This is a genomic window from Variovorax sp. V116 (assembly GCF_041154435.1).
Classification (GTDB): domain Bacteria; phylum Pseudomonadota; class Gammaproteobacteria; order Burkholderiales; family Burkholderiaceae_C; genus Variovorax; species Variovorax paradoxus.
In genome coordinates, this window is record NZ_AP028662.1 from 202,599 (window position 1) to 227,290 (window position 24,692).

The following is a 24,692-nucleotide window of genomic DNA, read 5'->3' on the forward strand; positions in this document are numbered from 1 at the left end:
GCCGTCAGGATCGCGCCACCAGGCCGCGGATGTAGGCCTCGAGCGTCGTCGAGCCGCGCAGCGCGTCGCCTGGCATCTCGAAGCCGCTGTCGACGCTCACCGCGGTCATCCGCGCATACGAGTCCGCGGCAGCTTCGGAAAAGCCGAGGTCGCGGAACGCTGCCTTCCACTTGCCGCGCGGCGTGACGTCCAGTTCCACCGGCCGGCCGAGCGCCTCCGAGAACGCCCTTGCCACGTCGGCCGAGGTATAGCGCCGCGGGCCCTCCACGTAGCGGATGCCGACGTCGTCGAGCGGGGACACCAGCCTGCGGGCCGCGATCTCGCCGAGGTCGTGCGGCGCGGCCATGGGAATGGCAAGCTCGGGGTCGAACATCGTGGGCAGCCTGCCCGTGCTGCGCACCGTATCGAGCAGTCCGTCCCAGTTGCTCATGTAGTAGGCCGCGCGGTTGATGGCCGCCGGAATGGATTGGCGGCGCAGGCCCTCTTCGAGTTCCCACAGCACGCTCAGGTCGCCGATGCGCTCGCCGGGCTGCGCGCCGCCGGTCGATTCCGCCACCACCTTCTGCAGCCCCGAGCCTTCGAGCGCCTGCAGGATGTTGGCGACCGTGCGCCGCTCGATGGTGTCGGTGTCCGCCGACGTGTCCGCGGACGGATTGAGCAGGAAGGCGCGGCGCCCGCGCTGCAACGCCGCGCGCAGCGACGCCACGTCTTCAGCATTCGCCTCGGCGATCTCGGCGCCCTTTGCGCGCCACGCGCCTGCGCGCTTCGCGTCGCGCGTGACGATCGTCACTGCTTCGCCGCGGCCGAGCAGCGCCTGCGCGACCGCCGAACCGACATGCCCCGTACCGCCCATGATGACGTACATCCGTGTCTCTCCTTTTCGTCGTGCCTGGAGGAAAGCCTGGCGGGGTGCGACTGGCGCAATGGCTCACCGCGCGGGCGCGGGGCCTGCGCAGACGACACCCTCGATCAGCGCCTTGGTGTAGCGCACGAATGCCGCGAGCTGGGTAGGACGATCGGCCAAGTTGTCCGGTGCATGGCCCAGGTAAGCCGCATGCGCACTCGCCAGCACGGGCCGGTGCTCGCCGGGCAGGCGCTCCAGCGCCCATGCGGCGGCGGCATCCTTGGGCGCGATCCGGCCGGTGCAGGCACTGAACCAGATGCGCGCGAGCGCGAGCACCACATTGCGCTCGTCGCCCTGCCAGTCCGGCGCGTTGTTCCACTGCGCCACGGTGTCCAGCAGCGACTGCGAGAAATCGGCGCGCGGCACGGGGTCGAACAGTTCGTCCGCGGGAGGGCCGAGCAGGCAGACGCTGTGCTGCCGGAGCTTCGTGAGCAGGATCGCCAGGTCATGGTCCGGCATGGCCGGCTCCACGATGCCGGCCTGCAACTCTTCGCGCAGCCATTCGCCGAACTGCAGCTCGCGCAGCGGCGGATAGCGCCAGGGCACGACCTCGTCCCGCACCACGGCCGTCACTTCGAGCGGGCGCCATGGTCCGCCGGCGCCGGGGCTGCCCGAGACCGACAGCAGGTCCGTCATCAGCGGATGCCGCACTTGCGCGGCCAGCGGCGCTTCCACGGTCACCATCAGGTCGATGTCGCTGTGCGGCTTGAGCCCCCCATCGACGGCGGAGCCGAACAGGTGGATGGCCTGGAGCGTGCCGGCCAGGTGGCGCTCGAGAACGGCGCGCGCCTGCGCCAGCTGCGGGATGATTTCGGGTGGCAGTGAAGCGGTCATCACGGCCGATGTTAAGGGCCGTGAGGAGTGGAAGCCGATGGGCGCGGCAGGTCAATCCACGCGGATGTTGCGCGCCTTCACGACGCGGCTGTAGATCTCCGCGTCGCGCCGCACCATCGCGCTCATCTCGGTGCGCGTGACGCCCAGCGGCTCGCTGTTGAGATCCTTGATGCGCTTGGCAAGGTCCGGGTCCTTGCTCGCTTCGACGAACACCGCGTTGAACCGGTTGAGCACCGCGGCCGGCGTGTTCGCGGGCGCCCAGATGCCGTGCCACGACATCATCGAGAAGCCCGGCATCACCTCCGAGAGCGTGGGCACATCGGGCAGCGCGGGGTGCCGCGTGGGGCCCGAGTAGGCCAGCGCCTGCACGCGGCCGCTGCTGATCAGCGGGTAGCCCGTGGCGATGGGTTCCATCAAGGTGTCGACCTGTCCGCCAACGAGATCGGCGATGGGGCTCGCGCGGTAGGGCACATGCAGCATGGTGATGCCCACCTCGTCCTTCAGCGATTCGACGATCAGCTGCGACGGGCTTCCCGCGCCGTACGAGGCGTGCGAATAGGTGCCGGGCTTTTCCTTGGCCGCGGCCACGAGCTCCTTGAGGGTCTTGGCCGGAAACTTGGTGTTGGCGATCAGCACGAGGCCCTGGCGCATCGTGGTGGCGACGGGAACCAGGTCCTTCTCGGGGTCGAACGGCAGCTTGCTGTAGATGTACGGGTTGATCGTGAACGCGGTCGACAGGTTGTAGAGGAAGGTGTAGCCGTCCGCGGGCGCCTTGGCGACGGTGTCCGACGCCAGGTTGCCGGCCGTGCCGGGCTTGTTGTCGATGAGCACCGGCACGCCGAGCTTGCGGCTCGCATAGTCGCCGTACATGCGCGCGAAGATGTCGGGCGGCGTGCCGGGCGCGAAGCCCACCACGATCCGGATCGGCTTGGTGGGCCACTCCGCGGCCTGGGCGCTTGCATGGCCCGTGGCCAGGATGCCGGCAAGGCCCAGCACCAGGCCGAGCATCTTCTTGACGAGGTTTTTTGTCGAACGCATGGCTTGTCTCCTTGGGCTGATGGGTGCCCGTTTGTTGGGTTGTTCTGTCTACTTCAATCCACCTGCGCGCCGGAGCGGCGCACGGCCTCGCCCCACTTCGCGATCTCGGCCGCGGCGAAGGCGGCCATGTCCGATGCGTTCATCGCCATCGGCTCGATGCCCTGGGCCGCGAGCTTGTCGCGCACCGCGGGCTGCGCGAGCACCGCCTGCGTGGCCTCGCGCAGGCGGTCGCGCTGCGCGGCGGGCATGTCGGCCGGCGCATACAACATGAACCATGCGACCAGGTCGAAATCCGGAATGCCCTGCTCGGCCAGCGTGGGCACGTCGGGCGCGGCCATGCTTCGCCGGGCGCTCGATGCACCCAGCGCGCGCAGCCTGCCGGCGCGGATCTGCGGCAGCACGGCGGCCGGGTGATAGAACATGAACTGCACATTGCCCGCCATCACCTCGGTGAGCGCCTGGGCGCCGTCGCGGTAGGGCACGTGCACGAAGTCCTTGCCGAGCCGCAGGTTGAGCAACTCGCCCGCCAGGTGCCCCGAGGTGCCGTTGCCGGCCGAGGCAAAGCTCACCGACTTGCCGCTGGCCTGGCGCAGATCGGCCACCGTCTTCCACGGCGCGGCGGCGGGCACGACCAGCAGCGTGGGCGTGGCGCCGACGAAGCCCAGCGGCACGAAGTCGCGCTGCGGCTGGTAGGACAGGCGCTTGTAGAGCGTCGCGTTGATGGCATGCGTGCCCACGGTGCCCAGCAGCACGGTGTGTGCATCCGCCCCCGAGCGGGCCACCAGTTCGCTGCCGATGGCGCCGCCCGCACCGGGCCGGTTGTCGACGATCACCGCCTGCGACAGCTGGCGCCCGAGGGCTTCGGCCAGCACCCGTCCCACGATGTCGGTCGTGGTGCCGGCCGCGAAGGGCACGACCAGCTTGAGGGGCCGCGCGTCGCCCGCCTGCGCCCATGCGCTGCTGTTGCCCTGCGCCAGCATTGCTGCTGCGGCAACGGCCAGGATGGCGCGGCGCTTCGTCACCGCGCCTCCCCGAAGCCCGCGGGCACGGTGCCTTCGTACTGCAGCTCGCGCGTGGCCTGGTAGGACAGCGCAAAGCCGCTCGGCGTCTCGGCCTCTTCCGCGAGGTGCGCGATCAGCCCCGCTGTGCGCGCGAGGATCGGCACGCCGCGCAGCGACGCCACCGGAAAGCCCACGCCCAGCAGCACCGCCGGAATCGCCGCCGAGACGTTCATGCGCAGGTCCTTGCCCACGATGCCCGGGATCGCCTCTTCGAGCGCCTGCGCGATGCGCACATAGCGCAGGTCGGCGCCGGACTGCGTCGCCACGTCGATCAGCCGGTCGACGCGCGGATCGCGTTCCTTGTGCAGCGGATGGCCGTACCCGGGGATCGCGGCGCGCGCGGCCTTGAGTTCGGCGATGGCCGCGGCGGCGGCCTGCGGCAGCGTGGCGCCCGCATCCACGCGCGCTGCCACCTCGATGAACAGTCGGCCCGCGGTTTCCGAAGCGCCGAGGATCACGGAGCCGCAGCCGAGGATGCCGGCCGCCACCGCGCCCTGCAGCGCATCGGGCGCGGCCGCGAAGGTCATGCGGCTGGCCTGCACGCTCGGCACGAGGCCGTGCTCGGCAATCGCCACCAGCGTGGCGTCGAGCACCGTGCTGCACGCGGCATCGGGGCGGCGCCCGGTGAGCAGCAGGAAGAAATAATCCGTGAACGACAGGTGCCCGATCAGCTCCCGGCACAGGTCCTGGCCGCGCACGACGATGGTGTGTTCGTCCGAGGTGCAGATGGCGGTGCGCGGGACGGTGGACTTTCCGATTTTCATGGGCGTGGTCTTTCAGGCGTGTCGGGGTTCGAGGCAGAAGTCGTAGTGCGCGGACCAGTAGGGCGTTTCCAGCGGCCTGCCGTCGGGCGCGCGGCCCGGCGGATGCGACTCGAAGTCGACGACGAGCCGCGGCCGCACGCCGAACACGGCGTCGGACTCGATGTACGGGCTGCCCGCCACGAACAGGTGCGTGGTCACGGGCACATGGCCCGGCGCCGAGACCATCATGTGGATGTGGCCGGGGCGGTTCGGATGGCGGCCCATCGCTTCGAGCATGCGGCCGACGGGCCCGTCGACCGGGATCGGATAGAAGCTCGGGCGGATCGACCAGAACCAGTAGCGGCCTTCGTGGTCGGTGCGGATGCGCCCGCGCGCCTGCATCGCGGCGCCTTCGAGCTGCATGTCGTACACGCCTTCGCCGTCGCCCGACCAGATGTCGAGCAGCGCACCCTGGAGCGGCTGGCCGTGGGTGTCGGTGACGCGGCCGCTGTAGAAGGTCGGCTCGCCGCGGGCGCCCTGGGCCACGTCGGCGCCGAGCGGCAGGTCGGGCGCGCCCTCCCAGTAGAAGGGGCCCTGCACGGTGGCGTGCGTGGCCTCGGTGAGCTCGGTGGCCTGCGTGGCTTCGCTGGCCTCGGCCCGGCCGCGCTTGCCGGCGGCGGCGCGCAGCTGGTCCAGGATCACGACCATCATCGAGGCGCCCAGCGTGTCCGACAGCAGGATGAACTCCTGGCGCTTGTCGGTGCAGGTCTGGCCCGTGGCCGTCAGGAACTCGATGCCCTGCATCCATTCGTCGGGCTTCAGGTCCACTTCGCGGATGAAGGCATGCAGGTGCGTGATCAGCGACTGCATCAGCTGCAGGAAGCGCGCGTCGCGCGTTCCCTCGAGGCTCTGCAGCACGGTCTGCGTCAGCTCGCTTTCGTTCGATGGGGTCATGGTTGTCTTGTCTCCTGGCTCGTTATGTCTGGAAGGCCGCGCGGGGTCAGCGCGCGGCGTTGGGCGGCTGCCCCAGGCGCTGGCGGATCGGATCGACGATGGCCGCGTTGTCGGCGCCGAGCATGGGCGGCGCCGTCACCTCGAGCGAGCGCTCGCCGTCGAAGCTCACGGGCGAGCGGATGGTGTGCCACTCGCCGCCCTCGGGGTGCGGCGCGCTCACCTGCAGCTGCAGGTGCCGCGCCTGCGGGTCTTCCATGGCCTCGCGCGTGTCGTACATGGGCGCGTGCGGCACGTCCTCGGCCTCGAGCCGCGCACACCACGTTGCGCGGGTCTGCTGGCGGAACACGTCGCCGAGCAGCGCGATCAGGTCTTCCTGGTGCGCGATGCGCGCCTCGCGCGTGGCGAAGCGCGGGTCCGCGAACAGGCGAGGGCGCTCGATGGCATTGGCCAGGCCCTGCCAGAACTTCTCGGGCGAGGACATGTGCAGCGCGATCCACAGGCCGTCCGCGCACTCCAGCACGTAGGACTGCGAGACGCTTGGCCGGCTGAACGGGCCCATGACCTCGCTCTCGGAAAAGTAGTGCGTGAAGGCGTCGAGGTTGAAGTGGCACATGGCCTCCAGCATCGACACCTCGACCGCGCGCCCGCGGCCGGTGCGGCCCCGTTCGACCAGCGCGCCGAGCACGCCGTAGGCGGCGTAGAAGCCGGTCATGGCATCGGCCAGCGCGGGGCCGACCACGCGCGGGTTGGCCGGGTTCACGAGCAGCTTGAGGAAGGCGCTGGCGGCCTGCGCCACCGTGTCGTAGGCGGGGCGCCCCGCTGCGGGGCCGGTCTGCCCGAAGCCGCTGATGGCGCAATACACGAGCCGCGGATTGAGCGCCCGCAGCCGCGACTCGCCAGCGCCCAGCCGCTCGGCCGCACCGGGGCGGAAATTCTGGATGTAGACGTCGGCGTCCTTGACGAGCTCGTCGAACACGGCCGCATCCTCGGGCAGCTTCGGGTTGAGCGTGACGCTGCGCTTGTTGCGGTTGTAGGTCTGGAAGTGCGGGCTGTAGAGGCCGCCGCGAAAGGCGCGGAACGGATCGCCCGCGCCGGGCTGCTCGATCTTGACCACCTCGGCACCCAGGTCCGCGAGGAACATGCCGGCGGCCGGTCCGGTGATGAACGTGCCTTGTTCCAGCACCTTGATGCCGCTGAGGACTTTTTGCACCGGGAGGTCTCCTGTCGTTGTTGTGGGGCCGGAGAAACTTTAGGTTGCATCCACGAATTCCGAAAATGATTGTTTTACATCGTTAGCATCGATGCCATCGATCATTGCTCCCGGGGAACGCCATGGAACTCAGGCACCTGCGCTACTTCATCGCCCTGTCGGGCTCGCTGAACTTCACGCGCGCGGCCGAGCGCCTGCATGTGACGCAGTCGACGCTGTCGCACCAGATCAAGCAGCTCGAAGAGGAGATCGGCGTTGCGCTGTTCGACCGCATCGGCAAGCGCGTGAGCCTGACCGATGCCGGCGACGAGTTCCTGCACTACTGCACCAAGGCCCTGCACGAGATCGACCTGGGGCTGGGCGCGCTGCGCCAGGACAGCTCCGAGGTGGCGGGCGAGCTGCGCGTGGGCTCCACGCACACCTTCAACCTCGGCTTCATCCCCGACTGCATCGCGAGCTTCCAGGCGCGGCATCCGCGCGTGAAGGTGGTGGTCGAGGAACTGTCGGCCGACCAGATCGCCGCGCGCCTGCAGCAGGGCACGCTGGACCTGGGCATCGCCTACCGGCCGAGCGTGCCCGGGCCGCTGCAGTTCGAGCCGCTCTACAACGAGGAGATGGTGCTGGTGGTGGCCAGGAAGCACCCGCTCGCGCGGCGCAAGCGCGTGCGCATGGTGGAGCTGCACCGCCTGCCGATGGTGCTGCTGCCGGCCAGCTTTGCCACGCGCAAGATGCTCGACGAATGCTTTCGCTCCTGCGGCGCGCAGCCCCACGTGGTGGCCGAGATCAACACGCTGGCGCCGATGATGGACCTCGTCGCCAAGACGCAGCTCGCGTCCATCGTGGCCGCGAACGTGGTCAACCCGCTCTCGGGGCTCGTGGTCATCCGGCTCGAAAGCCCCACGCCCGTGCGCACGCCCGGCATGCTGTGGTCGCCGGTGGCGCGCGATGCCGCGGCCACGCGCGCGTTCTCGACCATCGTGCGCAAGCTGGCGCTGCGCAGCAGCCTGCAGGGGGCTGGCCCGCGCGTGCGGTAGCGGCGGGGCCGGTTCTTCAGGCGGTTCCGAGCTTCTGGAATTCGCTGCGCAACAGCGCGACGACCGTGGAGAGGGCGAGGTCGCCCAACCGGTTCCTTTGGAGGAAGGCGGCCCATTGGCCTTGTTTTGCCGGATCATGCGCGAATGCATCGCTCAACCCCAAGGGCACGGTGCCGGGCACCGCCAGTTGCCGCCGCGCGAAAGTGGCATGGACAGCGCGGCGCAGCTCGGTGGCTTCCAGCGCACGCTCGGTGAGCAGCACCCAGAGATCGAAGTAGTCCTTCATGCGGGTATTACCCATGCCCAGCAGGCACACCGCATGAAACTTCTCGGCGACCACCGTGTATTTCGGATAGGCGCGCAGTTGCGGCGCGGACAGGTCTTCGAGCAGCACCGGGTAGCTCACCGGTTCGGGTGCCGGCGTGACCGCATCGCCAAAACCGATATCCACTTGCAGCGCGAGGCGCGCGCCGTCCAACTTCGCAAGCAAGTCGATCCGTACGCCGCCGTAGCCCGCCTCCTTGCGGATCACCGAGCCCCTGACCGAAGCGGTGTCGAACGCGATGCCGTCGTCCACTTCGATCTGGCAGATCTCGCGGAAAGCCGATACCGCGGTGTCGACGTCATCCGGACCAAAGCCCAGCAGATCTGCGTCGCGCGTCGGCCGATGCGGCTGGTCGTACCACAGCGAAAACAGCAGCGCACCCTTGAGCAGGTAGTTGGCTGCATGCGGCGACACCGAGAGCCGGTACAACAGCCGCTCCAGCCCGTAGCGGGTGAGCGTCAGGTTGAAGTCCTGTCTCGTGGCATCGGCTCGCTGCTTCAAGCGGGCGCGGACGGACGCTGCGAGATTGCGGCTCATGCAATGACGCTTTCCAGGTAGGGCCGCATGACATTGGCCACGCGATTCACCGTTGCGTAGTGCCAGAGCGCATCCATCGACAGCTTGCGCTGCGACCAGCCATCTCGCAGCGCTTCCAGTGCCACGTCCAGGCCGATCTTGTTGCGGTACTTGAAGCAGTCGGCCACCGTCTTGGCGGCATTGAATACCGGCACTTGCACGCCGTCGATGTCGACGAGATCGACGCCTTCAGTCAGAGCCGCCCCCGACATGCGCACCACGCGAAGCGCGGGCTGGTCCAGCCGCGGCGTGGGCGAGTGATGGGGAATCGCCATCCAGACCTCGAACGGCGCCTGGGTGCCAATGCCGTGGACGCGCAGCGCCGACAGCAGGCACACCACGCCTCGCGGCACCCGCAGCGCCGCTTCGGCCAGCGACCGGTGCTCGCTGAGCGCGCGTCCCGGAAGGCTGTAGACGCCGCGGGCAACGCGTTCGAGCCTGCCGGCAGCCACGAGCCGGCTGAGAACCACCGTCGGCAGGCCGTGCGTTGCAAGATCTCGCGCGCGCAGCAGTGGCTGACGCTCGGCGAGTGCCAGCGCGGCTTGTTCCAGGGTGGGATCGGAGTGCAGTGCCACTGCGCCAGTTTGTTGCAATTACTAGTCATTTGTCAATAAATGACTAAATATTGCACCGCGAGGGCGTGAGCACGTACTCGGTCTCGGTAGCGAAGGCGGTGCGAGGCTGGTAGAAGCACGGCATGACCGTCTCGCTCGCGGCCTCCCTCATCGAACTCGCACTCGGATCGGAACTCGGGGCGTCCGGCGATGCCGGGCGCAACCGCTGCACGCTCGAGGGCGTGACGTGGCAATCCATGCCGGACGGCGCCGTCGAACTCCGGGTCCGGCGGTTCGAGGCGATGGCGCTGCGGCTTGCGTCGGATCCGTTCGTCCTTGAAATCGACCGCATCGATGTGCACGAACTGGTGGCCCGGCTGCGCACCGAGGCCGGCGTGCCGCGGCTGGTGTCCGTCCAGGCGGACAAGGCCGAGTGCTCGGGATTGAAGCTGCATGGCCCGCTGGTGCTGCCGCCGCAGATCCAGAAGATCCGCGAGGCGAGCCAAGGCGTGGACGCGTCGGCGGCAACACCCACCGTGGCCGGCCAGGCTGCCGCCGACGCGTGGCGCCTTGCGCCGCTCAACGAGGCGGAAGGCACGGTCCGCGGCCAGATCACCGACGCGCACCTGCTGTTCGATGCCGATGTCACGGTGCCCATTCGCCACGGCCAGATCGACTTCAACGATGCGACGGTCGAACATGTCGGGCCCGACTCGCGCATGGGCGTGAGCCGGATGGGCATCTACGTCGATGCGCCCAACGGTCGCAGCTACCTGTACCAGTTCGCCGCGGCGCCGCTCGCGGGCGTGGTGTTCGAGCACCGCGGTACCTTGCTGGGCCCCTGGGTTTCCGAGCGCGGCAAGTTGCAACTGCAGACCTTTGCCGAATCGATGCTGCGCCAGGGCCGGCGCGGACCCGGCCAGGGCCTGACGCAACAGGCGCGCCTGCTGCTGGGCCGCACATCGCTCTCGGGCGAGCTGCGGCTTGGCGAGGGGCTCGTCGCGGTGCCGGGCCTGCAAGTGCATCTGGAAGGGCGCCATGCGATCGGAGTGCATTCCCAGTCCGTCGGCCGCGGCCTCAAGGTGGAGATGGCTTCACTCGCGGCCCGCGATGCCGCGGCGGCCTGGAAGGGCGCGCAGATGGGCTTCGACCGGGCGACGGCGAAGCTCGAACTCGAGGTCCTTGTCGAAGGTCCGGCGATGCGTTTCGCGCTTCATGTCGAGAACGGCATCGCCGAGGGGCTGCGGGTCGATCTTCAGCGCAGAGGGCCGGACGGCGGCGAAGGGACCTGAGGCAAGCGCACCTCGCTGAAGCGCATCCAGGCGAAGGTCGCCCTCGGCACTTGGGCGCGCATCAAGGGGCGAAGCCGTTGAGGCGCCAGAACGCTCGCAGGATCAGAGCCTCCACCAGCCACCATTGACCGGCCAGCAGGCCGAGGGCTGTTGCTGCGACCGGCCAGGCCCTGAGGCCAGTCTGCAGGAGAAGTCTCGCCGCGAACACGGCGCTCAGGCCAGCCAGCAGCCACAGGAGCGCGTAGTACCACTCGCTCGCGGAAAGGGTCCTGTAGACCAGGAAAGCGAGGGCGGATACACAGGCAAAAGGAATCCAGGGACTGGCTTGCCGCAGGTTCATGCGTCAAGCCTGAGACCGAGCCGGGACCATCGAGGCATGCGGGAGTCCAGATCCTATTTCACGCCATTGCTCAATGCCTGAGCGGCGCTGCGCGAAAGCGACCGCAGGTGCGCATCGATCGAGGCAGCCACAGGCGCGAACTCTGCATTGCTCAGCCGCTTGAAATCGCGGGGCTCGGGAAAATTGTCGAGTTGCCGGACACGGCGCGCCTGCAGGGTCTTCATCGGCTCGTAGGCCATGAGGTCCATCGGAGGATCCATGACAAAGACCTTTGCCTCGATGGCCGGCACGGCGAAGTATCTCGTCATGCCCAACATGCTGCGCGTGAAAAGACCCGAGTTCGCCATGTAGCTTTCGGCGCAGGGGCCACCGGTGCATTCGAGCCGCGCGAGCGTTCGTTTCCCTTCGACCAGGACGACTGCCGAGATCTGCTCTTCCCGGAGCTTTCGGGCCGCCCATTCCTGCTTTGGATTCGCGCTCCATCGGTCGTCGGATGAAACGGCCAAGGCATCGATGGTGCTCGTTGCAAAGCTCGAGAGCCGCACGACCTGGAAGCCCTCCTTCTCCAAGTCTGACGCGACGATCTCGTAGGCCCTGGCGGTGGGCGTCCAGGGAAACTGATAGTTCGTGGAGAAGTTGTTGAAGACGGTGGTACCCACGTGCAGGTGCTGCGCCGGCGAAGGCATGTAGACCAGCACCCCGACCTTGGCGCCTTTCGCCAGCTTGCCTGTATGGGGCGGAACCGGTGGCGCCGTGGCAGCGCATCCGGACAGGACGATCGCAATGACAAAGGCAAGCAGTCGGCTGCGCATGGTTCTCTTCTCCTTTTTATGTATGGCTGGCACGGTGGATTGTGCCCGTGCACGGTCTCAGGGCTCGCGGCCCAAGGCCTTGTGCAGCTTCGCCGCGAGCTGCTGCGCATGCAGCGCCGAGCCAACACTGGTGAAGCCCATCAACAGCCCCTCGTCCCGGAAGCTTGCCGTGCCCCGCGCGGACAGCGGCTGGCAGTTCAGTCCGGCGTGCTGCGCCCGGCGTGCCAGTTCCGCGTCGCCCTCGCGCCGCCGGTCGAAGCGCGCGATCAGGTGCATGCCGCCGGCCTGCAGGTCGATGCGCACTTCGTCACCGAAGGCCTTCTGCAGCGCGGCCGCGAGCATGTGGCGGCGGCGCGCATAGAGCAGCCGCATCTTCTTCAAGTGGCGCGAGAAGTGGCCTTCGCGCATGAAATCGGCGACCACCGCCTGCGTGAGCTGCGGGCATCCGTTGGACCCGGTCCGCGCGGCCTCGTCGAAGGCGCCGCGCAGCGCGTCGGGCACCACCACGTAGCCCAGTGCCAAGCCGGGGTACAGCACCTTCGAGAAGCTGCCGGCGTAGAGCACGCGGTCATGGCGGTCGAGGCTCTTGAGCGCGGGCAGGGGCGGGCCGGTGTAGCGGTATTCGCCGTCGTAGTCGTCCTCGACGATCCAGGCCTTCGCCTGCGAGGCCCAGTCGAGCAGCTGCAGCCGGCGGGCGAGCGACATCGAGACGCCGAGCGGCGCCTGGTGCGAGGGCGTGACGACGGCCATCTTCGCCTTCGCTGCCTTGCGCATGCCGCGCGCAACGACCAGGCCTTCTTCGTCGACCGGCACGGGCACCGTGCGCTGGCCGGCGCTGCGCAGCACCTCCTGCGTCGGCGGATAGCCCGGGTCCTCCACCCACACGCGCTCGTCCCTTGCGAGCAGCGCGTGCGAGATGAGCGCGAGCGATGCGCGGTAGCCGCCGGTCACGAAGACCTGCGACGGATGGCATGCGACGCCGCGCGACACCCGCAGGTAGGCGGCAATGGCGGTGCGCAGCGGCGGATGGCCCGAGGGGTCGCCATAGAACATGTCGGCCGCGGCCATCGCCCTGGCGCGGCGTGACACCAGGCGCGCCCAGAGCTTGCGCGGAAAAGCATCGAGCGCCGGGATGCCCAACTGCAGGGGCGGTGGCGGCGCGGGTTCGGCCAACTCGTGTTCCACGGCCCGCGCCTCGGCTTGCCGGGACGTGCGGCGCGCCGACCGCGGGGAGGGCAGCGAGGGCGAGACCACCGTGCCGGCCTGGCCCTGCGGCGAGAAATAGCCTTCGCCCGCGAGCTGGTTGTAGGCCGCCTCGATGGTGCCGCGCGCCACGCCCAGTTCGCTGGCCAGGCTGCGCGCCGAGGCCACGCGGCTGCCCGGGCGGAGCAAGCCCTGCTCGATGCCCGTGCGGAAGCGCTCGTAGATCTGCCGGTGCAGCGGCGTGGACGCTGCGCGGTCGAGCGCGAGGAGGGCGGCGGGCGATTTCTTCTCTTGCGTCATGGCCCATTCATTTTGACGAATCTTGGCTCTTTGGAATGGTGCATCGAAAACCTAAGCTTCGAACTGCCCATGAAAAAAGGACATGCGATGAGCGAGAAGATATTCGTGGCGGGTGCGGCCGGGGCCATCGGCAGCGCACTCGTGCCCCTGTTGGTCGACGCGGGCTACACCGTGTACGGCAGCACGCGGCGCACCGAGCGCGCGCAGGCGCTGGAGGCAAGCGGTGCGGTGCCGGTCGTCGTCGACGTGTTCGACGCGAAGGCGCTGCGCGCGGCGCTGATGCGCATCGCACCGGCGATCGTGATCCACCAGCTCACCGACCTGCCGCGGGATCTCGATCCCAGGCGGATGGCCGATGCCGCCCATCGCAATGCGCGCGTGCGCACCGAGGGCACGCGCAACCTCGTGGCCGCCGCGGTGGCGGCCGGTGCCCGCCGGTTGGTGGCGCAGAGCATCGCCTGGGTCTATGCGCCCGGCGCTACCCCGCATGTCGAGGAAGACCCGCTCGATCTCGCGGCCGAAGGCACGCGCGGCGTCAGCGTGGGCGGCGTGGCGGCGCTGGAGCGCAGCGTGCTGGGCACGGCGGGCCTCACGGGCACGGTGCTGCGCTACGGGCAGTTCTACGGTCCCGGCACGTCGACCGCCGAGCCCAGGGGCGCGTGTCCGGTCCACGTGGAGGCCGCGGCCTGGGCAGCGGTGCTGGCGCTGCGGCATGCACGCGGCGGTGTCTTCAACATCGCCGAGGACAACCCCGAAGTCAGCAGCGAGAAGGCCAGGCGCGAGCTGGGCTGGAGTGCATCGCTGCGGCTGCGCCAGCGGCGGGGAGTGGCCTCGTGAAGGCGGGGCGGCTTCATCGCCGGCAGCTCGGCGCGGGCATTGCGGCGCTCTCCCTGGTGCTGGCCGCCGGCTGGGCGCTGACGCCGCATGGCAACCGGCAGGAGGCGGCGCTGTGGTTCGCCGACGTGTGCAGCAGCGTCGCCCGGCCGATGTTCGCGTCGGCCCCGGCGCCCGCGGGCTCGGGCGCCGATGCGAGGCCCGCGACCTCGAGCAAGGTGCTCTCGTGCGAGGCGCTGCCGAACGTGCCGGGCAAGTCGGTGACCACCGTGCTCGTGGACTTTCCGCCGCTGGCCTATTCGCCGGCCCATCGGCATCCGGGCTCGGTGACCGCGATCATTCTCGAGGGCACCATCCGCTCGCAGCTCGGCGGCGGACCGGTGGGCACCTACAGGAGCGGCGAAACCTTCTTCGAGCCGCCGCGCACGCTGCATCTCTTTGCGGAGAACCCCGATCCGGTGCGCCCTGCGAAGCTGCTGGCGGTGTTCGTGGCCGACGAGAACTGCGGGCCGCTGGTGCTGCCGCCGGATGCCGATTGAGCGAAGGCCCGTCGAGATACACGCGGCCTCAGGTGTCCCTCGTCGTTCCGAAGCCGGGCAGCGTCCGAAGCACCGCCGTCATCGACTTGGCGGCAAGCACCGGTATGTCTGCGGTGTCCACCCACTTGAACTGGTCCACCTCGGGCGTCATCACGCCTGAAGCGTGATGAGGAAAGAAGCTCGTGCACTTGCACGCCGCAATGTCGCAGTCGCGCGTGTGCACGAAGGCACGGAACAGGTGCAGGTCCTTGGCCGGGCGGTAAGGCATGCGCCCGAGCTCTTCCATCGAATCCGCGGCCAGCTCGATGCCCGTCTCTTCCCGAACCTCGCGGATGGCCGCTTCGCACGCGGACTCGCCTGCTTCTGCGCCGCCCTTGGGGATGTCCCAGTGCTTCTGGCCCGTCGCGTGCGCCATGAGAAGCTGGTTCTGCTCGTTGACGATGAGCACGCCATAGGAGGTGGTTGGCATGATCGAACGATTGTCGCCATGCCGCTGCAACGCTGCAACAATGCCTGATTCTCGATTCGAAGTAACCGCTTGGACAACCGCATCATCGTGTCGCTCGACTTCGCCACCGCCGCATCGGCCGCAGGCCTCGTGCGGCAATTGGGCGCTGAAGCGATGTTCTACAAGGTCGGCTTGCAGTTGCTGACCGCGGCCGGGCCTTCGGTCGTGCGCGAGCTCGTGGCGGGCGGCAAGCGTGTTTTTCTGGACCTCAAGCTGCTGGAGATTCCGAGTTCGGTCGCGGCAGCGGTGTCCGCGGCGGGGCAGATCGGCGCCTCGATGGTGACGGTCCATGCCTCGGGCGGTTCGGCGGTGCTTCGGTCTGCGGTCGAGGCCGCGCGCCGCTTTCCCGAGCTGAAGGTGCTCGCCCTCACCGTCATCACCAGCATGGACGACGAAAGCTTGCGCGAAGTGGGCGTGGGCTCGACGGTGACCGAACAGGTGCTGCGCCTTGCGCGGCTTGCCGCCGCTGCAGGATGCGACGGCGTCGTCGCTTCGCCGCTGGAAGCGCGGCTGCTTCGCGAGATGCTGCCGCCGGGCATGCTGATCGTCACGCCCGGCATACAGCTGGCCGGCGACTCGGAGAAGAGCGACCATGCGCGCTTCACCACGGCGGCGCAGGCCATCGATGCGGGCGCGACGCACGTGGTGGTCGGCCGGCCGATAGCGCATGCACCGAATCCCGCGGATGCCTTCGCTGCCATGCGCGCGGAGCTGTCGGCGCTGCGGTGACAGTGCCTGCTTCGATGCGTGCTCAGGCCGCCTGCCGCCACGCGACAACCCCCGCCGTTCGCGCCCGCACTTCCGGCGACGCCAGGCAGGTGGCGACAGCCTCGTAACCCGGCGCGCCGGGGCAGGGCGCGACCAGGCTCGGCGGGCTGTGGTTCGCGGGACACAGGATGATCGCCTCGTCCGGTCCGACGGCCGCCAGGTCGAGGATCGCGCAGGAGCGCGTGAGCATGAAGATCGGCCGCGCGTTGGGTCCGCGGCGGCGCAGCCGGTCGATCAGCGCCTCCTGGGTGGCCTGGTCCAGGCCATGTTCGATCAGGTCCACGACCACGGCATCGGGCCCTTCGGCTTCCAGCCCGGCCAGAAGTGCAGTCAGCGCATCCGATGGCGTCGCACCGTCCTCCACGAGCCAGGCCAGCGCGCGGTCGACCCGAGGCCCGCGCGCAGCGGCGCCGCTCTCCGCCTGCCGGTCCAGCCCGAGCCAGGCCGCATTGGGCAGCACCTCGGCAATGCGCTGCGCCAGCCGGGTTTTGCCGCTGCCCAGCGGCCCGACGATGTAGTTGAGCGGCCGGATGTCCCGAAGCTCGAAGCGCTCGCCGCCCCAGGGCCATGGCAGGTCGAAGGCCAGGCGCACTTCGGCGGCGGGCGCGAGCAGGCCCGCGAGCTCACCGATGCTCGGCGTCCGGCCTTGCGCAACGCCGCTTCGCAAGTCGCGGACCTTCTCGACCGTGTGCATGAGCTGGCGGAGCTGTACCTCCAGCGCCGCCTGGTGTGCGGCCAACGCCTGCTCCAGGCCTTCAGGGTTGCCCGCAAGCACCCGTGCCACCTGGGCCAGGCTGAAGCCCAGCGCGCGAAGCGCGACGATCTCGCCGGCGCGCGCCATCTCCGCGGGGCCATAGGCACGCCATCCCGCCGCGGTGCGGCCGGGCTCGACCAGGCCGCGCTGCTCGTACAGCCGCAGGGCCTTGGCCGAAACGCCGAGCCGCCGCGCGGCTTCGGAGGGGGTCAGGTGCGGGGCGGGAGATCGCATGAAGTGTTCCTTTCGATGGATCTTCCCCTTTTAAAGGGTGCCCCTGGGGCCGGGTCAAGCCGGAATGCCGAAAAGGCGCGGTCGCCGCCTCAAAGCCCGCCCTGACACAGGTACTTGGTGTGCATGTAGTCGTCGAGCCCGTGCACCGAGCCTTCGCGCCCGTAGCCCGATTCCTTCACGCCGCCGAAGGGCGCGGCCTCGGCGGCCAGCGCGCCTTCGTTGATGCCGACGATGCCGGATTCGAGCGCCTCGGCCACGCGCCAGATGCGGCGCACGTCGGTCGAGTAGAAGTAGGCGGCCAGGCCGAAGGGCGTGTCGTTGGCGGCGGCGATCACCTCGGCCTCGGTCTCGAAGCGCGTGACCGGCACCACGGGTCCGAAAGTCTCTTCGCAGCTGCAATCCATGCCCGCATCGGCGTTCACGAGCACGGTCGGCGCGTAGTAGTTGGGGCCGTCGCAGCGCGCGGAGCGCAGCCGTTCGCCGCCCACCACGATGCGTGCGCCGCGGGCCACGGCGTCGCGCACGTGGCGTTCGATCTTGTCGACTGCGCGTGCGTTGATCATCGGGCCGATCTGCGAGTCGGGCTCCGTCGCCGGGCCGACCTTGAGCGCACCGACCCGCGCGGCCAGCTTGTCGACGAAGGCATCGTGCACCCTGGCCTGCACGAACACGCGGTTCGGACACACGCAGGTCTGGCCGCCGTTGCGGAACTTGGCGGCCATCAAACCCTCGACCGCGGCATCGACGTCGGCATCCTCGAACACGATGAACGGCGCATTGCCGCCGAGTTCGAGCGACAGCTTCTTGAGCGTGTCGGCCGAGGCGCGCGCGAGGTGCTTGCCGACCGGCGTGGAGCCGGTGAAGCTGATCTTGCGCACCCGCGCATCGGCCAGCCACACGTCGACCACCTCGGGCGTGCGCTCGCGCGAAGCCGTCACGATGTTGAGCACGCCTGCGGGCACGCCGGCCTCCTGCGCGAGCCTGACGAGCGCGAGCGAGGTCAGCGGCGTGTCCTCGGCCGGCTTGCACACCACGGTGCAGCCCGCGGCCAGCGCGGGCGCGATCTTGCGCGCGATCATCGCGGCCGGAAAGTTCCACGGCGTGATCGCGGCGACCACGCCCACGGGTTCCTTCAGCGCGAGCATGCGGCGGCCCGTGACGGGTGCGGGAATCACGTCGCCGTTGGCGCGCGTGGCTTCCTCGCCGAACCACTCGACGTAGCTCGCCGCATAGGCCACTTCACCGCGGCCTTCGGCCAGCGGCTTGCCCTGTTCGCGCGAGATGAGGCGGCCCAGGTCTTCCTGGTGCGCGAGCATGAGGTCGTTCCAGCGCTTGAGGATCTGCGCACGCTGCTTGGCCGGCACGGCGCGCCAGGCGGGGAAGGCGGCATGCGCCGCGTTCACTGCGGCGCGCGCATCGGCGGCGGTGCCGTCGGGCACGCTCGCGAAGACGCCGTCGGTGGCGGGGTCGGTCACGTCGAGGCGGCGGCCGTCGCTGGCTTCGCGCCAGTCGGCGCCGATGAGCTGTTGGCCGGGCAGCAGGTCCTGGCGTTCAAGTGTCAGTGTCATGGTCGAAAAACGTCTTGAGTGAATTGGGAACTCAGGCAGCCGCGACATGCGCTGCGATTGCCATCCCCACTTCGGTGGTGGAGGCTGTGCCGCCCAGGTCGCGCGTGCGCGGCCCGTCGCGCAGCACCGCTTCGATGGCGCCGAGGATCGCATCGTGCGCAGCGCGGCCCGCGCCCTGGCCCTGCGTGAGAAAGTCCAGCATCAGCGCGCCCGACCAGATCATCGCGATCGGGTTGGCGATGTTCTGGCCGTAGATGTCGGGCGCCGAGCCGTGCACCGGCTCGAACAGCGACGGAAACTTGCGCTCGGGGTTGAGGTTGGCCGAAGGCGCGAGGCCGATGGTGCCGGTGGTGGCCGGGCCCAGGTCGGAAAGGATGTCGCCGAACAGGTTGCTCGCCACCACCACGTCGAAGCGCGTGGGCTGCAGCACGAAGCGCGCCGACAGGATGTCGATGTGCTGCTTGTCGATGGTCACGTCCGGAAAGTGGCGGCCGATGGCGTCGGCGCGGCCGTCCCACCACGGCATGCTGATCGCGATGCCGTTGCTCTTGGTGGCCACCGTGAGGTGCTTGCGCTTGCGCGATTGGGCGAGTTCGTAGGCGTACTTGAGCACGCGGTCGGTGCCGTGGCGCGAGAACACCGATTCCTGGATCACGATCTCGCGCTCGGTGCCCTCGTACATCACGCCGCCGAGCGAGGTGTATTCGCCTTCGGTGTTCTCGCGCACCACCAGGTAGTCGATGTCGCCGGGCTTGCGGCCGGCCAGCGGGCAGGGCACGCCTTCGAACAGGCGCACCGGGCGCAGGTTGATGTACTGGTCGAACTCGCGGCGGAACTTCAGCAGCGATCCCCAGAGCGAGACATGGTCGGGCACCGTATCGGGCCAGCCGACGGCGCCGAAGTAGAGCGCGTCCACGCCGCGCAGCTGTTCCTTCCAGTCGTCCGGCATCATCTGGCCGTGCTGTGCGTAGTAGTCGCAGCTGGCCCATTCGATGGTGCGGCTGTCGAGCTCGAAGCCGAAGCGCTCGGCCGCGGCCAGCACCACGCGCAGGCCCTCGGGCATCACTTCCTTGCCGATGCCGTCGCCGGCGATCAGCGCAATGCGGAATGTGGGGGTCATGCGAGTGCTTCCCTGGTTGATGGCGTGGCTGCCGCTGCTGCTGCTGCGTGGTCCATGTCGTCGAGCCAGCCCTGGCGCAGCTCGGGCACGGAACGCGCGAGCAGTTCGTAGTAGGGATGGTGCGGCCCGCGTTCATAGTCGGCACGCGCCACCTGCGAGAGCTTGCGGCCGTGCTGCATCACCACGATCTCGTCGCACACCGAGCGCACCGTGTGCAGGTCGTGGCTGATGAAGAGATAGGACACGCCGAGCTCGCGCCGCAGCTCGGCCATGAGGTCGAGCACCGCCGCGGCCACCACGGTGTCCAGCGCCGAGGTCACTTCGTCGCACAGGATGAGGTCGGGTTCGGCCGCCAGTGCACGCGCCAGGTTCACGCGCTGCTTCTGCCCGCCCGAGAGCCCGCCCGGCAGGCGGTCGGCCACCGTGCGCGGCAGCTTCACGAGGTCGAGCAGCTCGAAGATGCGCTGCTTGAGCGGCTCGCCGCGCAGGCCCTTGTAGAACTGCAGCGGACGCGCGAGGATGCGCCAGATGGTCTGCGAAGGGTTGAGCGCCGTGTCGGCCATCTGGAACACGATCTGGATGCGGCGCAGCTGCTCGCGATCGCGCTGCTGCAGCGTGGGCGCGAGCGCGTGGCCGTCGAAGGTGACGCTGCCATGGCAGGGCTTGAGCAGGCCGGCAACCGCGCGTGCCAGCGTGGTCTTGCCCGAGCCCGATTCGCCGATCACGCCGATGGCCTGGCCGCGGTAGAGCTTCAGGTTGATGTCCTCCAGGATGATCTTGGCCGGCTGGCCCTTGGCGTCCACCGCGCCGTAGCCGCATGAAAGCTGGTCCACGTGAAGCAGAAGCGCGGAATCGCCCGAGGCCTGTCCGGAGGCGCGCACCGCGGGCCGCGCGGCCGCCAGCAGGCACTTGGTGTAGTCGTCGGCCGGGGCGGCAAGGATCTGCCCGGTGGCGTTGAGCTCGCTCATCCGGCCGTTGCGCAGCACCAGGATGTGGTCGGCCATTTGCGCGACCACGGCCAGGTCGTGGCTCACGTACACGGCGGTGGCGCGGCGCTCGCGCACCACGCGGCGGAAGGCGCGCAGCACCTCGATCTGCGTGGTCACGTCGAGCGCGGTGGTCGGCTCGTCGAGGATCACGAGCTCGGGATCGCCGATCAGCGCCATGGCCGCCATGAGCCGCTGCAGCTGGCCGCCAGAGACCTGGTGCGGATAGCGCGCGCCGATGTTCTCCGGGTCGGGCAGCGCCAGCTCGCGGAACAGCTGCACCGCCTTGGCCTCGGCCTCGGCCCGCTTGCACAGGCCGTGGATGACGGTGGGCTCGACCACCTGGTCCATGATCGTGCGCGAAGGATTGAAGGAGGCGGCCGCGCTCTGCGCAATGTAGGAAACCGTGCGGCCGCGTAGCCCGCGCTGCCGCGCCGCATCGAGTGCCAGCACGTCGGTGTCGCCGATCTGCACCCGGCCGGCCGAGATGCGGCAGCCGCTGCGTGCATAGCCCATCAGCGCGAGCGCGGTGGTGGTCTTGCCCGAGCCCGATTCACCGATCAGTGCCAGCACTTCGCCGGGCTGCACCGAGAAGCTCAGGTTGTCGACCAGCGTGTTCGCGCCGGCCACGATGCTGAGGCCCTGGACAGTGAGTGGTGCGCCCATCAGCGTGCTCCTCGTTCCCGGGCCGCGCGGCCGGGCAGGTTGTCGATGACGAGATTGACCGCGATGGTCAGGCTCGCAATGGCCAGCGCCGGCACGATCACCGAGGCGCCGCCCATGGCGAGCGCCCCGATGTTCTCGCGCACCAGCGAGCCCCAGTCGGCCGCCGGCGGCTGGATGCCCAGGCCCAGGAAGCTCAGGCTCGCCAGCAGCAGCACGACATAGACGAAGCGCAGGCCCAGGTCGGCCAGCATCGGGCCCAGGATGTTGGGCAGGATCTCGCGCAGCATGATGTAGAGCGTGCCTTCGCCGCGCGTGCGCGCCACGGTCACGTAGTCGAGCGCGTTGATGTTGACGGCCAGCGAGCGCGCCATGCGGTAGGCGCCCGGCACGTAGATGATGGCCGCCGTGACCACCAGCATCGGCACCGAGGAGCCGAAGCCCGCCACCATGATGAGGGCGAACATCTTGCTCGGGATGGCCGTGAGCGTGTCCAGGCCGCGGCTCAGCACCGCGTCGATCCAGCGGCCGCTGGCGGCGGCCAGCAGCGCCAGCACGGTGCCGGTGCCGCTGGCCAGCAGCGTGGCCAGCAGCGCAACGCCGATCGTGTAGCGCGCGCCTTCGATGATCAGCGCCAGCATGTCGCGGCCGAGGTAGTCGGTGCCCAGCCAGTGCGCCGCGCTGATCGGCTCGAAGACGTTCGAGGTGCCCATGGCCGCCGCGCTGTGCGACAGCAGCCAGGGTCCGAGCAGCGCCGCGAGCAGCCAGAACAGCAGCACCGCGAGGCCCAGCAGGCCGGAGGCGCCGAAGCCGGCGAGCCAGCGCAGCGGACCGGCCCGGCGCTCTTGCGGCACCGGCGCCAGCAAGGCCGTGGTGCTCGCGACCGTTGAAGTGGTGGACGTTTCCATGGCGCTTCCTTCAGCGGTGCCGCAGCCGCGGGTTGGCAAGAATGCCGAAGATGTCGGCCGTCGTCACCAGGATCAGGTAGGCGCAGCAGAAGATCATGGCGCAGGTCTGCACCAGCGGCATGTCGCGCTGCGACACGCCGTCGACCATCAGCTTGGCGATGCCCGGATAGTTGAAGATGGTCTCGACGATGATCACGCCGCCCAGCAGGTACGACAGGCTCAGCGCCACGGCATTGGCGATCGGCCCCACCGCATTGGGCAGCGCATGCGCCAGCACCATGCGCATCGGCGAGGCGCCCTTGAGGCGCACCATCTCGATGTAGGGCGCCTCGAGCTGGTCGATCACCGCGGCGCGCGTCATGCGCATCATCTGCGCGACGATCACGCAGCACAGCACCAGCACCGGCATGGCGAAGGCGCGCAGCAGCTGGCCCAGCGACTCGATGTCGTTGACGAAGGACAGAGCCGGGAGCCAGTGCAGCTGCACCGCGAACACCAGCACCGCCAGCGTCGCCACCAGGAACTCCGGCACCGACACCACGCCCACCGCCGCCGTCGAGGCCGCGCGGTCGAACCACGAGCCGCGCCACACGGCCGAGGCGATGCCCAGCGCCAGCGCGATCGGCACCGAGAACAGGGCCGTGACCGCGGCCAGCAGCAGCGAGTTGGGCAGGCGGCTCGCCACCAGCTCGGACACCGGCATCTGCGTGGTCGCAGAGCGGCCGAGGTCGCCCTTCGCCATGCCGAGCAGCCACTTGGCATAGCGCGCGGGCGCCGGCACGTCCAGGCCCATCTGCGCGCGCAGCGCGGCCACCGCCTCGGGCGTGGCGTCCTGGCCGAGCTGCTCCTGCGCGGCGTCGCCCGGCAGCACCGCAGTGATCGAGAACACGACCACCGAGACCGCCAGCAGCGACACGAGCGCCAGCGCGATGCGCTGGGCCAGAAGCTTCAGGATGACATGGTTCATGAAGGATCTTCCGATGCGCGGATCAGGCCTCGAGCCAGACGTTCTCGGCGAAGTTGTAGCCCATGAGGCCACCCAGCGGAATGGGCGACAGGCCCTTGAGCTTGGAGGTGTGGCCGTCGAGGCTCGAGAGGAACAGCGGAATGCCGATGCCGGCGTCCTGGTGGATCATCGTCTGCATGTCGGCATACATCTGCTTGCGCTTGGCCAGGTCGGTCTCGGCGCGCGAGGCCACGAGCAGCTGGTCGAACTTCTCGCTCTTCCAGCGCGACTCGTTCCATGCCGCACCCGACTGGAAGAACTGCGTCAGCAGCACGTCGGCGCTCGGGCGCGGATTGACGTTGCCGAAGCCGACGTGGCTGTTGAGCCAGTGGTTCGACCAGTAGCCGTCGGCCGGCATGCGCTTGATGTCCAGCTCCAGCCCCGCGCGCTGCGCCGTCTGCTGCAGCAGCAGGGACATCTCCACCGAATAGAGCGCCGCGGGCGAGGCCACCATCGGCACCTTGCCCGTGATGCCGGACTTCTGCAGGTGGAACTTCGCCTTGTCCAGGTCGAAGGGGCGCTGCGGCAGGCCGGCAAAGTAGAAGCGGTTGGTCGGGTCGACGGGCTGGTCGTTGGCCACCACCGCGTAATCGAGCGCAATGGTCTTCTTCATCTGCTCGCGGTCGAACAGGTGCTTCATGGCGAGCACGAAGTCGGGGTTGGCGCCGGGGCCCACGTCCTTGCGCATGATGAGGTCGGAGTACTGGCCCGACTGCGTCACGAAGATGCCGAAGCCGGGCGTTCCCTTCACGCGTTCCACCGAGCGCGGATTGACCGAGCCGACCAGGTCCATGCCGCCCGAGAGCAGCGCGTTGACGCGCGCGCTCTCGTCGCCGATGCCCACGAACTCGATCTCGTCGAGGTAGGGCTTGCCGGGCTTCCAGTAGGCCTCGTTGCGCACCATCAGCGAGCGCACGCCGGGCTTGAACTCCTTGAGCTTGTAGGGGCCGGTGCCGATGCCGGCGGTGAAGTCGGTGGTGCCTTCCTTGACGATGTGGAAGTGGAAGGTGCCCAGGATCACCGGCAGGTCGGCGTTCGGTGCGCTGAGCACGAAGGTCACTTCGTTCGGGCCGGTGGCCTTGGCGCTCTCGATCTGGTCGGCCAGGATCTTGGCCTTGGAGGCGGTGGCCGGGTCCTTGTGGCGCATCACCGAGAACACCACGTCGGCGGGCGCAAGCGCCTTGCCGTCGTGGAAGGCCACGCCCTTGCGCAAGGTGAAGACCCAGGTCTTGGCGTCCCTGGTGGTGAAGGATTCGGCCAGCGCGGGCTGCGGCGTGAGGCTGCCGTCCAGCGTGGTCAGGCCGTTGTAGACCATGTTGCAGCGCGAGTAGTCGGTCTGGTTCGACTGCTTGGCCGGATCGAGCGTGTCGGTGGCGGCGGCCGTGGCGCCTGCCACGCGCAGCCGGCCGCCCTTGCGCGGCGTCTGCGCATGGGCGCTCATCGCCACGCTTGCAAGGCTGCCCGCCAGGGTGGCCTGCATGCCGCCGGCCATCAGCATCGCGAGGATGTCGCGCCGCGATGCGCCGCGCTTGAGCGAATCCATCACGCGAAGGCTTTCGCCGGGACCGACGAGGTTTTCGAACCTCTTGTTGCTGCTGTCGCTCATGGTGGGGTACTCCTGTGG

General features: G+C 69.2%; 25 protein-coding genes. 5 read left to right on the top strand and 20 right to left on the bottom strand.

The genetic code is table 11. The features are described from left to right. Window positions 1-4 precede the first annotated feature (4 nt). The 7 genes from ACAM58_RS26930 to ACAM58_RS26960 all read right to left on the bottom strand — a co-directional run bounded on the left by ACAM58_RS26930 (window position 5) and on the right by ACAM58_RS26960 (window position 6,744). The gene (locus tag ACAM58_RS26930) at window positions 5-865 is read right to left on the bottom strand and encodes an NmrA family NAD(P)-binding protein (RefSeq protein ID WP_062364969.1); all 861 of its coding nucleotides are present in this window, start codon (window positions 863-865) and stop codon (window positions 5-7) included. 63 nt (window positions 866-928) lie between these two features. Then, window positions 929-1,738, bottom strand: coding sequence for an AadA family aminoglycoside 3''-O-nucleotidyltransferase (locus ACAM58_RS26935; protein WP_369664935.1), 810 nt, complete (start codon window positions 1,736-1,738; stop codon window positions 929-931). A gap of 51 nt (window positions 1,739-1,789) precedes the next feature. Then, complete coding sequence (locus tag ACAM58_RS26940; protein WP_307594510.1) at window positions 1,790-2,776, bottom strand: tripartite tricarboxylate transporter substrate binding protein; 987 nt, start codon at window positions 2,774-2,776, stop codon at window positions 1,790-1,792. A 53-nt stretch (window positions 2,777-2,829) separates the two neighbouring features. Further along, window positions 2,830-3,798 carry a tripartite tricarboxylate transporter substrate binding protein gene (locus ACAM58_RS26945; protein WP_018904723.1) on the bottom strand — a complete coding sequence of 323 codons (969 nt, stop codon included), beginning with the start codon at window positions 3,796-3,798 and terminating at the stop codon, window positions 2,830-2,832. Then, window positions 3,795-4,601, bottom strand: coding sequence for a citryl-CoA lyase (locus ACAM58_RS26950; protein WP_369664936.1), 807 nt, complete (start codon window positions 4,599-4,601; stop codon window positions 3,795-3,797). The genes ACAM58_RS26945 and ACAM58_RS26950 overlap by 4 nt, the downstream gene beginning before the upstream one ends. Window positions 4,602-4,613: 12 nt before the next feature. After that, window positions 4,614-5,534 carry a dioxygenase gene (locus ACAM58_RS26955; protein WP_062364966.1) on the bottom strand — a complete coding sequence of 307 codons (921 nt, stop codon included), beginning with the start codon at window positions 5,532-5,534 and terminating at the stop codon, window positions 4,614-4,616. A gap of 46 nt (window positions 5,535-5,580) precedes the next feature. Further along, entirely contained in the window at window positions 5,581-6,744 is a 1,164-nt protein-coding gene (locus ACAM58_RS26960; RefSeq protein ID WP_062364965.1) for a CaiB/BaiF CoA-transferase family protein, read from the bottom strand. Between the two features lie 122 nt (window positions 6,745-6,866). On the opposite strand from ACAM58_RS26960, the gene ACAM58_RS26965 reads away from it, so the two are divergent. Beyond that, window positions 6,867-7,778 carry a LysR substrate-binding domain-containing protein gene (locus ACAM58_RS26965; protein ID WP_307594516.1) on the top strand — a complete coding sequence of 304 codons (912 nt, stop codon included), beginning with the start codon at window positions 6,867-6,869 and terminating at the stop codon, window positions 7,776-7,778. A gap of 16 nt (window positions 7,779-7,794) precedes the next feature. On the opposite strand, the gene ACAM58_RS26970 is transcribed toward ACAM58_RS26965, so the two are convergent. After that, window positions 7,795-8,640 (bottom strand): nucleotidyl transferase AbiEii/AbiGii toxin family protein, encoded by an 846-nt coding sequence (locus ACAM58_RS26970; RefSeq protein ID WP_369664937.1) that lies wholly within the window; start codon window positions 8,638-8,640, stop codon window positions 7,795-7,797. Continuing rightward, complete coding sequence (locus ACAM58_RS26975; RefSeq protein ID WP_062364963.1) at window positions 8,637-9,254, bottom strand: type IV toxin-antitoxin system AbiEi family antitoxin domain-containing protein; 618 nt, start codon at window positions 9,252-9,254, stop codon at window positions 8,637-8,639. Before ACAM58_RS26975 ends, ACAM58_RS26970 begins: the two co-directional genes overlap by 4 nt. A 122-nt stretch (window positions 9,255-9,376) precedes the next feature. Here ACAM58_RS26975 and ACAM58_RS26980 point away from each other — a divergent pair, with 122 nt between their 5' ends. Then, window positions 9,377-10,525 (top strand): hypothetical protein, encoded by a 1,149-nt coding sequence (locus ACAM58_RS26980; protein ID WP_369664938.1) that lies wholly within the window; start codon window positions 9,377-9,379, stop codon window positions 10,523-10,525. A 61-nt stretch (window positions 10,526-10,586) separates the two neighbouring features. Here the strand turns inward: ACAM58_RS26980 and ACAM58_RS26985 are convergent, their stop codons facing one another. Genes ACAM58_RS26985 through ACAM58_RS26995 form a run of 3 tightly spaced genes read right to left on the bottom strand, consistent with a single transcriptional unit; the run spans window position 10,587 to window position 13,180 of the window. Then, window positions 10,587-10,865, bottom strand: coding sequence for a hypothetical protein (locus ACAM58_RS26985; RefSeq protein ID WP_015865699.1), 279 nt, complete (start codon window positions 10,863-10,865; stop codon window positions 10,587-10,589). Window positions 10,866-10,918: 53 nt separating this feature from the next. Then, on the bottom strand, window positions 10,919-11,677 hold the full coding sequence (locus ACAM58_RS26990; protein ID WP_018904714.1) for a hypothetical protein: 759 nt from the start codon (window positions 11,675-11,677) through the stop codon (window positions 10,919-10,921). Between the two features lie 57 nt (window positions 11,678-11,734). Further along, window positions 11,735-13,180 carry a PLP-dependent aminotransferase family protein gene (locus ACAM58_RS26995; RefSeq protein WP_369664939.1) on the bottom strand — a complete coding sequence of 482 codons (1,446 nt, stop codon included), beginning with the start codon at window positions 13,178-13,180 and terminating at the stop codon, window positions 11,735-11,737. 87 nt (window positions 13,181-13,267) lie between these two features. On the opposite strand from ACAM58_RS26995, the gene ACAM58_RS27000 reads away from it, so the two are divergent. Together ACAM58_RS27000 and ACAM58_RS27005 are read left to right on the top strand one after the other, a co-directional pair. Further along, window positions 13,268-14,017, top strand: coding sequence for an NAD-dependent epimerase/dehydratase family protein (locus ACAM58_RS27000; protein WP_369664940.1), 750 nt, complete (start codon window positions 13,268-13,270; stop codon window positions 14,015-14,017). After that, on the top strand, window positions 14,014-14,553 hold the full coding sequence (locus ACAM58_RS27005; RefSeq protein WP_369664941.1) for a cupin domain-containing protein: 540 nt from the start codon (window positions 14,014-14,016) through the stop codon (window positions 14,551-14,553). Before ACAM58_RS27000 ends, ACAM58_RS27005 begins: the two co-directional genes overlap by 4 nt. 28 nt (window positions 14,554-14,581) lie before the next feature. Here ACAM58_RS27005 and ACAM58_RS27010 read toward each other — a convergent pair whose 3' ends face one another. Further along, complete coding sequence (locus ACAM58_RS27010) at window positions 14,582-15,022, bottom strand: NUDIX hydrolase (protein WP_369664942.1); 441 nt, start codon at window positions 15,020-15,022, stop codon at window positions 14,582-14,584. Window positions 15,023-15,091: 69 nt separating this feature from the next. On the opposite strand from ACAM58_RS27010, the gene pyrF reads away from it, so the two are divergent. After that, window positions 15,092-15,790: an orotidine-5'-phosphate decarboxylase gene (gene pyrF, locus ACAM58_RS27015; protein ID WP_369664943.1), complete on the top strand. Its 699-nt coding sequence runs from the start codon at window positions 15,092-15,094 to the stop codon at window positions 15,788-15,790. Between the two features lie 22 nt (window positions 15,791-15,812). On the opposite strand, the gene ACAM58_RS27020 is transcribed toward pyrF, so the two are convergent. The 7 genes from ACAM58_RS27020 to ACAM58_RS27050 form a co-directional block, all read right to left on the bottom strand. Continuing rightward, the gene (locus ACAM58_RS27020) at window positions 15,813-16,817 is read right to left on the bottom strand and encodes a MerR family transcriptional regulator (protein ID WP_369664944.1); all 1,005 of its coding nucleotides are present in this window, start codon (window positions 16,815-16,817) and stop codon (window positions 15,813-15,815) included. 89 nt (window positions 16,818-16,906) lie between these two features. Then, window positions 16,907-18,385, bottom strand: a complete 1,479-nt coding sequence (locus ACAM58_RS27025; RefSeq protein ID WP_369664945.1) for an NAD-dependent succinate-semialdehyde dehydrogenase — start codon at window positions 18,383-18,385, stop codon at window positions 16,907-16,909. Between the two features lie 31 nt (window positions 18,386-18,416). Beyond that, a complete protein-coding gene (locus tag ACAM58_RS27030; RefSeq protein ID WP_369664946.1) occupies window positions 18,417-19,505 on the bottom strand; it encodes a tartrate dehydrogenase in 1,089 nt (362 codons plus the stop codon). After that, complete coding sequence (locus tag ACAM58_RS27035) at window positions 19,502-21,157, bottom strand: ABC transporter ATP-binding protein (RefSeq protein ID WP_369664947.1); 1,656 nt, start codon at window positions 21,155-21,157, stop codon at window positions 19,502-19,504. Before ACAM58_RS27035 ends, ACAM58_RS27030 begins: the two co-directional genes overlap by 4 nt. Then, window positions 21,157-22,062: an ABC transporter permease gene (locus ACAM58_RS27040; protein ID WP_018904704.1), complete on the bottom strand. Its 906-nt coding sequence runs from the start codon at window positions 22,060-22,062 to the stop codon at window positions 21,157-21,159. Before ACAM58_RS27040 ends, ACAM58_RS27035 begins: the two co-directional genes overlap by 1 nt. Before the next feature lie 10 nt (window positions 22,063-22,072). Further along, a complete protein-coding gene (locus ACAM58_RS27045) occupies window positions 22,073-23,029 on the bottom strand; it encodes an ABC transporter permease (protein ID WP_369664948.1) in 957 nt (318 codons plus the stop codon). A 22-nt stretch (window positions 23,030-23,051) separates the two neighbouring features. Beyond that, a complete protein-coding gene (locus ACAM58_RS27050; protein WP_369664949.1) occupies window positions 23,052-24,674 on the bottom strand; it encodes an ABC transporter substrate-binding protein in 1,623 nt (540 codons plus the stop codon). Window positions 24,675-24,692: the final 18 nt, after the last annotated feature.

Excerpts from the sequence above, each read along its gene's own strand:
- ACAM58_RS26985 (WP_015865699.1), bottom strand. The coding sequence starts at position 10,865 with ATGAACCTGCGGCAAGCCAGTCCCTGGATTCCTTTTGCCTGTGTATCC.
- ACAM58_RS27045 (WP_369664948.1), bottom strand. The coding sequence starts at position 23,029 with ATGAACCATGTCATCCTGAAGCTTCTGGCCCAGCGCATCGCGCTGGCG.
- ACAM58_RS26935 (WP_369664935.1), bottom strand. The coding sequence starts at position 1,738 with ATGACCGCTTCACTGCCACCCGAAATCATCCCGCAGCTGGCGCAGGCG.
- ACAM58_RS26950 (WP_369664936.1), bottom strand. The coding sequence starts at position 4,601 with ATGAAAATCGGAAAGTCCACCGTCCCGCGCACCGCCATCTGCACCTCG.
- ACAM58_RS26930 (WP_062364969.1), bottom strand. The coding sequence starts at position 865 with ATGTACGTCATCATGGGCGGTACGGGGCATGTCGGTTCGGCGGTCGCG.
- ACAM58_RS26965 (WP_307594516.1), top strand. The coding sequence starts at position 6,867 with ATGGAACTCAGGCACCTGCGCTACTTCATCGCCCTGTCGGGCTCGCTG.
- ACAM58_RS27025 (WP_369664945.1), bottom strand. The coding sequence starts at position 18,385 with ATGACACTGACACTTGAACGCCAGGACCTGCTGCCCGGCCAACAGCTC.
- ACAM58_RS26980 (WP_369664938.1), top strand. The coding sequence starts at position 9,377 with ATGACCGTCTCGCTCGCGGCCTCCCTCATCGAACTCGCACTCGGATCG.
- ACAM58_RS27040 (WP_018904704.1), bottom strand. The coding sequence starts at position 22,062 with ATGGAAACGTCCACCACTTCAACGGTCGCGAGCACCACGGCCTTGCTG.
- ACAM58_RS27030 (WP_369664946.1), bottom strand. The coding sequence starts at position 19,505 with ATGACCCCCACATTCCGCATTGCGCTGATCGCCGGCGACGGCATCGGC.
- ACAM58_RS26990 (WP_018904714.1), bottom strand. The coding sequence starts at position 11,677 with ATGCGCAGCCGACTGCTTGCCTTTGTCATTGCGATCGTCCTGTCCGGA.
- ACAM58_RS26970 (WP_369664937.1), bottom strand. The coding sequence starts at position 8,640 with ATGAGCCGCAATCTCGCAGCGTCCGTCCGCGCCCGCTTGAAGCAGCGA.
- ACAM58_RS26995 (WP_369664939.1), bottom strand. The coding sequence starts at position 13,180 with ATGACGCAAGAGAAGAAATCGCCCGCCGCCCTCCTCGCGCTCGACCGC.
- ACAM58_RS26940 (WP_307594510.1), bottom strand. The coding sequence starts at position 2,776 with ATGCGTTCGACAAAAAACCTCGTCAAGAAGATGCTCGGCCTGGTGCTG.
- ACAM58_RS27000 (WP_369664940.1), top strand. The coding sequence starts at position 13,268 with ATGAGCGAGAAGATATTCGTGGCGGGTGCGGCCGGGGCCATCGGCAGC.
- ACAM58_RS27035 (WP_369664947.1), bottom strand. The coding sequence starts at position 21,157 with ATGGGCGCACCACTCACTGTCCAGGGCCTCAGCATCGTGGCCGGCGCG.
- ACAM58_RS26955 (WP_062364966.1), bottom strand. The coding sequence starts at position 5,534 with ATGACCCCATCGAACGAAAGCGAGCTGACGCAGACCGTGCTGCAGAGC.
- ACAM58_RS27010 (WP_369664942.1), bottom strand. The coding sequence starts at position 15,022 with ATGCCAACCACCTCCTATGGCGTGCTCATCGTCAACGAGCAGAACCAG.
- ACAM58_RS27020 (WP_369664944.1), bottom strand. The coding sequence starts at position 16,817 with ATGCGATCTCCCGCCCCGCACCTGACCCCCTCCGAAGCCGCGCGGCGG.
- ACAM58_RS27050 (WP_369664949.1), bottom strand. The coding sequence starts at position 24,674 with ATGAGCGACAGCAGCAACAAGAGGTTCGAAAACCTCGTCGGTCCCGGC.